This is a genomic window from Kineococcus vitellinus, assembly GCF_009906315.1.
Taxonomy (GTDB): Bacteria; Actinomycetota; Actinomycetes; order Actinomycetales; family Kineococcaceae; genus Kineococcus; species Kineococcus vitellinus.
The window spans coordinates 1-5256 of sequence record NZ_JAAALL010000297.1; the positions used below are offsets into that span (position 1 = coordinate 1).

Below are 5256 nucleotides of genomic sequence, written 5' to 3' on the forward strand. Positions count from 1 at the left end.
CCCGCACCCCCACCCGGTCGCCGGTGGAGGTGCCCAGTGCTCCCGGTCCGGCGGCCAGCGCGGCCCCGTGCAGCGCCTGCAGCGATCCGCTGCCGGGGTGGGCGCGCTCGTAGGCGGCGGGCTCGACCACGAGGACGCGGCCGATCTCGGTGAAGGCCGTCTCACCGCTGCCGGTGGTCAGCGCCGCGGGCAGCTCCACCTCGGTGGAGGCGCTGCCCGCACCCGCCACCGCGCCCAGGCGCTGCGCGAGCGCACCGTCGGCGCCGGCCGTCGCCTCCACCACCAGGTCCGCGGCCAGCGTGCGGTGCAGCTCCGCCGACGCGGCCCGCGTGTACGACCACGCCGCACCGCTCTGCCCCAGCAGCAGGCCGACCAGCACGATCAGCGGCGCCGCCGTGGACGCGCTGCGGCGGACCTCCTCGCGCAGGTTCGCCCGCGCCAGGTCGCCGAGCGCGCTCCCGCGCAGCGGCAGCAGGCCCGCGAGGGCGGGGACCGCCACCGGCGCCAGCACGGCGAGGGCGAGCGCGGCCAGCAGCGAGACGCAGACCGCCATCGCGCGACCGCCCGCGGGCCCGCCCAGCGGCGACAGACCCACCAGGACCAGCGCGCCGGCGCCCAGCAGCAGGCCGGCGGCCCAGCGGCCGCGGGTCACCACCCGCGCCGGTGCCTCCCCGGCGCTGAGCGCCTCCAGCGGGCGGACCCGGGCGGCGCGGCGCGCGGCCAGGGACACGCCGGCCAGCGCCAGCGCGGTGCCCAGGGCGATGGCGGCGGGCAGCACCCAGGTGCGCCACTGCGCGCCCGCGCCCGCCGGCAGCAGACCGACCCGCACCATCAGCCAGGTCTGCACCCGCACGACCCCCGCGCCCACCGCGCTGCCGGCCAGGGAGCCCAGCACGCCCAGCAGCAGGGCCTCCCCCAGCAGCAGCCTCGTCACCTGCCGGCGCCCGGCGCCCACCAGGCGCAGCAGCGCCAGGTCCCGGCGGCGCTGGTCGACGGTGGAGGCGAAGGTGGAGGCGATGACGAAGACGGCCAGGAACGCAGCCAGCGCCAGCGTGACCGCCAGCACCGTCACCGCGACCACGCGGGCCTCCTCGAAGCGCACCTGGGCCACCGGTCCCGACCCCGCGGGCGCGGCGGCGGTCGCCGAGGTCAGCAGGAGCAGCAGCGAGGACTGCACCAGGGCCACGCCCAGGCAGACCGTCAGCACCGCGCCGGCGTAGGAGGTCCAGCGCTCCCGCAGGCCCGCCCAGCTCAGCTGCAGCACCTCAGGCCCCCATCGCGGCGAGGCGGTCGGCGACCGCGGTGGCGTCCGCGCCGACGACGCGGTCCTCGACGCGGCCGTCGCGCAGGAAGACGGTGGCGTCGGCGCGGGCGGCGGCGGCCGGGTCGTGGGTGACCATCACCACGCTCTGACCGCCGTCGACGGCCGCGCGCAGCAGGTCCAGCACACCCCGCGCGGCGGTGGAGTCCAGCGCGCCGGTGGGCTCGTCGGCGAAGAGGACCTGCGGGCGGGTGATGAGCGCGCGGGCGACGGCCACGCGCTGCTGCTGGCCGCCGGAGAGCTGGCGGGGCCGGTGCTCGGCCCGCTCGTCCAGGCCCACCGCCCGCAGGGCCTCCAGCACGTCGGCGCGCGGCGGGCGCCGCCCGGCCAGGCGCAGCGGCAGTTCCACGTTCTGCGCGGCGGTCAGGGAGGAGACGAGGTTGAAGCTCTGGAAGACGAAACCGATGCGGCTGCGGCGCAGCGCCGCCAGCGCCTCGTCGTCGGCGTCGGTGATGTCGCTCTCCCCCAGCAGGACCCGTCCCGAATCCACCCGCTCCAAACCGGCGGCGCAGTTGAGCAGCGTGGACTTGCCCGAACCGGAGGGGCCCGTGACGGCCGTCCAGGTGCCGGGGGTGAAGTCCAGGTCGACCTCGTCGAGGGCGCGCACGGCGGTGGCGCCGCTGCCGTGGGTCTTGCTGACGGCGCGCAGGGAGGCTGCGGCCGCGGTGCGGGGTGGGGTGGTCGTCGACATGCTCGGATCCTCCGGTCGTGCGATCCCCAGCGCCATGGTGGGGACCACCGCGGCCGCGGTGGGGGTAGCCCCACCACCGGGACCGCGGCCGGAGCGGTCCGGCGCGCCCAGGCGTCGGGTGCCCTCAGGCGTCGGGCGCGCTCAGGTGTTCGGCACCGAGAGCCGATTCCCGCGCAGCGCCTCCCGCAGCTGGTGGCGGTTCGCGATGCCGAGCTTGGGGAACACCTTGTACAGGTGGGAGGAGACCGTGCGGTGCGAGAGGTAGATCCGGTCGGCGATCTCCTTGTTGCTCAAGCCCTCGGCGGCCAGCCGTGCGACCTGCAGCTCCTGCGCGGTCAGCACCGCGTGCGCGGCCGGCGGTGCCGGCCGGCCCGCGGGCGCGGCACCGGCCGCACCCAGTTCGGCCGCGGCCCGCTCGGCCAGCGGCCCCGAACCGGCACCGGCCTCCTGCAGGGTGCTCAGCGCGGTGCTCAGGTGCTCACGCGCCTCCAGGACGCGGCGGGCACGGCGCAGCCACTCCCCGTGCAGCAGGTGCGTGCGCGCCAGTTCCAGTGGTGCACCGCTGTCCGCGCCCGCGGCCAGCGCGGCCTCGTGGTGCGCCTCCACCTCGGGGCCCTCGGCGAGCAGGGCGCGGCTGCGGTGCACCAGCATCCACAGGTGCGCCGAGCCCAGGACCTCGGCGGCGCGACCGGTCTGCGCCACGAACTCGCGGGCGGCCTCCGGGCGGCCGGCGCGCACGGCCGCCTCGGTCAGGTCCGCCACCGCCCACTGGGCGTAGGCGCGGTCCACGAGCACCCCGCGCAGCTCGCGGACGGCGTCCTGGTGGCGGCCCTGGTGCAGCGCCAGCAGGCCCGCCGCCCAGGCGATGCCCGCCGCGACGTTCGGGATCCGCGCCCCAGTGAGGAGTCCTCGGCTGCGCTGCAGCGCTTCCGCCGCCTGCGCCGGGCGCCCGGTCCACACGTGCACCAGGGCCGCGGTGGACCCCGCCGAGGCGGCGACCAGCGGGAAGTCGAGGTCGAGGGCCGTGCGCCGGGCCTGCTCGGCCGCCGCCAGGGCCTCGGAGGGTTCCCCCGCGATCAGGTGCTGCAGGGCCAGCGCGTCCAGCGCCCGCACGAAGTCGCTGGACGACCCCGCGCGCTGGAACGCCTCGGCCGCCATCGCCCACGCCCGGCGCGCCGTCGCGAGGTCCTGCAGGAGTTCGGCCGTCATGGCGACGGAGAGCAGGAAGAAGAACACCGGCGGCGGGTGCTGCACGATCGCGGGCAGCGCGGGCCGCACGGCCGCCGCGTGCGCGAGCGGGTCGAGCACCGCCAGCCCCAGCTGCTGCCGGACGTCCCGGTGCGGCGGCCGCACCGCGGCCAGTTCGTCGTGGACGCGCCGCCGCAGCGCGGCGTCGGCGTCCAGGTCGCCGCTGAAGTGGTGGAGCAGGCCGATCGCCACGGGCACCAGGACGTCGATCCGGGCCCCGGGGTCCTCGGTGCCCGACGGCCCGCCCAGCACCCGCGCGTAGGCGAGCTCGTCGCCGGGGTCGTCGTGGTCCTCGCCCCGGTAGTACCCCAGCAGCCGGCGCACCTGCGCCCTCGCGGCGCGCTGCCGCGGCGACATCGGCAGCTGCGCCACCTCGTCGAGGACGAGCCCGGCCTGCTGCAGGGCGCCCGCCTGCCGGGCCAGCTCCGCCGCCTGCAGCAGGCGCCGCACCTGGTCCTCGACGCGCTCGGACAGCTCGGCGGCGCGGTGCAGCGCGGTGGCCGCCTCCGCCCGCGCCCCGCGCTGCGCGCCGCGGTCCGCGGCGGCCTCCAGCTCAGCGGCGACGGACTCGTCGCGCTCGAGGGTGGCCGCCGCGCGGTGGCACGCCGCCCGGCTGCTGTCCCCCACGGCCGCGGCCAGCACGCGGTGGGCCTCGGCGCGCTCGCCGACGGAGGCCGCGCCGTAGACGGCCGAGCGCAGCAGCGGGTGGCGCAGCTGCAAGCGCTCCCCTGCGACGGCCACCAGGCCGGCCCGCTCCAGCGGGAGCAGGTCGCGCTCGTCCAGCCCCAGCTCGCGCCCGCCCGCCAGCAGTTCGCGCAGCGTCAGCTCCTCGCCCGCGGCGGCCAGCAGCAGCAGCCTGCGGCTGGCGGGTGGCACGGCGCCGACCTCGGACAGGAACGCCGATTCCAGCCGGCGGGTGGTGGGCAGCGGCACGCCGATCGCGACCTGCTCGTCCGGACCGCGGACGAGCTGGGCGCCGGTCAGCTCGCGCAGCGCCAGCGGGTTGCCACCGGCCTCCCGCAGGACCCGCTGCCGGACGGTCCTGGTCAGCACCTCCGGCGGTGCACCGAGGGTGTCCAGGAACTCCTCGGAGTGCTCGGCCGACAGGGGAGGCAGCAGGAGGCGGACCGCGTCCTCGAAGCGCAGCACGTCGACGCCCCGCTCGAACACGCCGACGTCGGTGCCGCCGCTGCGGGCGGTGGCCAGCAGCAGGACGGGCGCTCCCGCGAGGCGGCGGGCGACGAAGTCCACCACCGCGGCGCTGGAGGCGTCGAGCCACGGAGCGTCCTCGACGACGAGCAGGAGCGGCTGGGCGGCCGCGACCTCCTGCAGCAGGCCCAGGACCGCCAGGCCGATCAGCAACCGGTCCGGAGGGGGTCCCTCCTGCAGCCCGAACGCGGTGAGCAGCGCCGCGCGCTGGCGCGGGGGGAGGGCCCCGGTCTGCTCCAGGACCGGCTGCAGCAGCTCGTGCAGCGCGGCGAAGCCCACGAGCGCCTGGCGCTGGAACCCCGCGCAGCGCAGCAGCCGGTAGCCGGCCGCCGCGGCGGCGTCGGCGGCCGCGGCGAGCAGGGTGGACTTGCCGATGCCGGGTTCGCCCTCGAGCACCACCGTCCGGCCGTCGCCGGAGGCCGGGACGGACTCCATGAGCGCCCGCAGGCGCTCCAGTTCCCGCCGACGCCCGATCACCCCCTCACCCTCCCACCCCGGCCGGTCCGCTCGCCCGCGACGTCACCGGGCCGGCCCGCGAGCCGGCCCCCCGGCCGGCGACCCGTCACCCGTCGGTGGCGATCGAACCGCTGCGCTGCAACGCCTCGCGCAGCTGGCGGCGGTTGGCGACGCCCAGCTTGGGGAACACCTTGTACAGGTGCGAGGAGACCGTCCGGTGCGAGAGGTAGACCCGGTCGGCGATCTCCTTGTTCGTCAGACCCTCGGCGGCCAGCCGCGCGACCTGCAGCTCGGGCGGGGTCAGGGGCGAGGCCGTGCGGCTGGCCGCCGA

General features: G+C 78.0%; 4 protein-coding genes. All 4 read right to left on the reverse strand.

Annotated features, from left to right (window positions below; translation table 11 throughout):
• A partial coding sequence (locus GTQ99_RS19340) for an FtsX-like permease family protein (protein ID WP_166617341.1) occupies window positions 1-1264 on the reverse strand: 1264 nt, incomplete at its 3' end.
• Window position 1265: 1 nt separating this feature from the next.
• Window positions 1266-2012, reverse strand: coding sequence for an ABC transporter ATP-binding protein (locus GTQ99_RS19345; protein ID WP_166617342.1), 747 nt, complete (start codon window positions 2010-2012; stop codon window positions 1266-1268).
• A 141-nt stretch (window positions 2013-2153) separates the two neighbouring features.
• Window positions 2154-4946: an AAA family ATPase gene (locus GTQ99_RS27200; protein ID WP_166617343.1), complete on the reverse strand. Its 2793-nt coding sequence runs from the start codon at window positions 4944-4946 to the stop codon at window positions 2154-2156.
• Between the two features lie 85 nt (window positions 4947-5031).
• Window positions 5032-5256, reverse strand: a 225-nt coding sequence (locus GTQ99_RS19355; protein ID WP_166617344.1) for a response regulator transcription factor, incomplete at its 5' end; no start/stop codon positions are given.

Coding starts and splice junctions, on each gene's coding strand:
- GTQ99_RS19345 (WP_166617342.1), bottom strand. CDS start 2,012: ATGTCGACGACCACCCCACCCCGCACCGCGGCCGCAGCCTCCCTGCGC.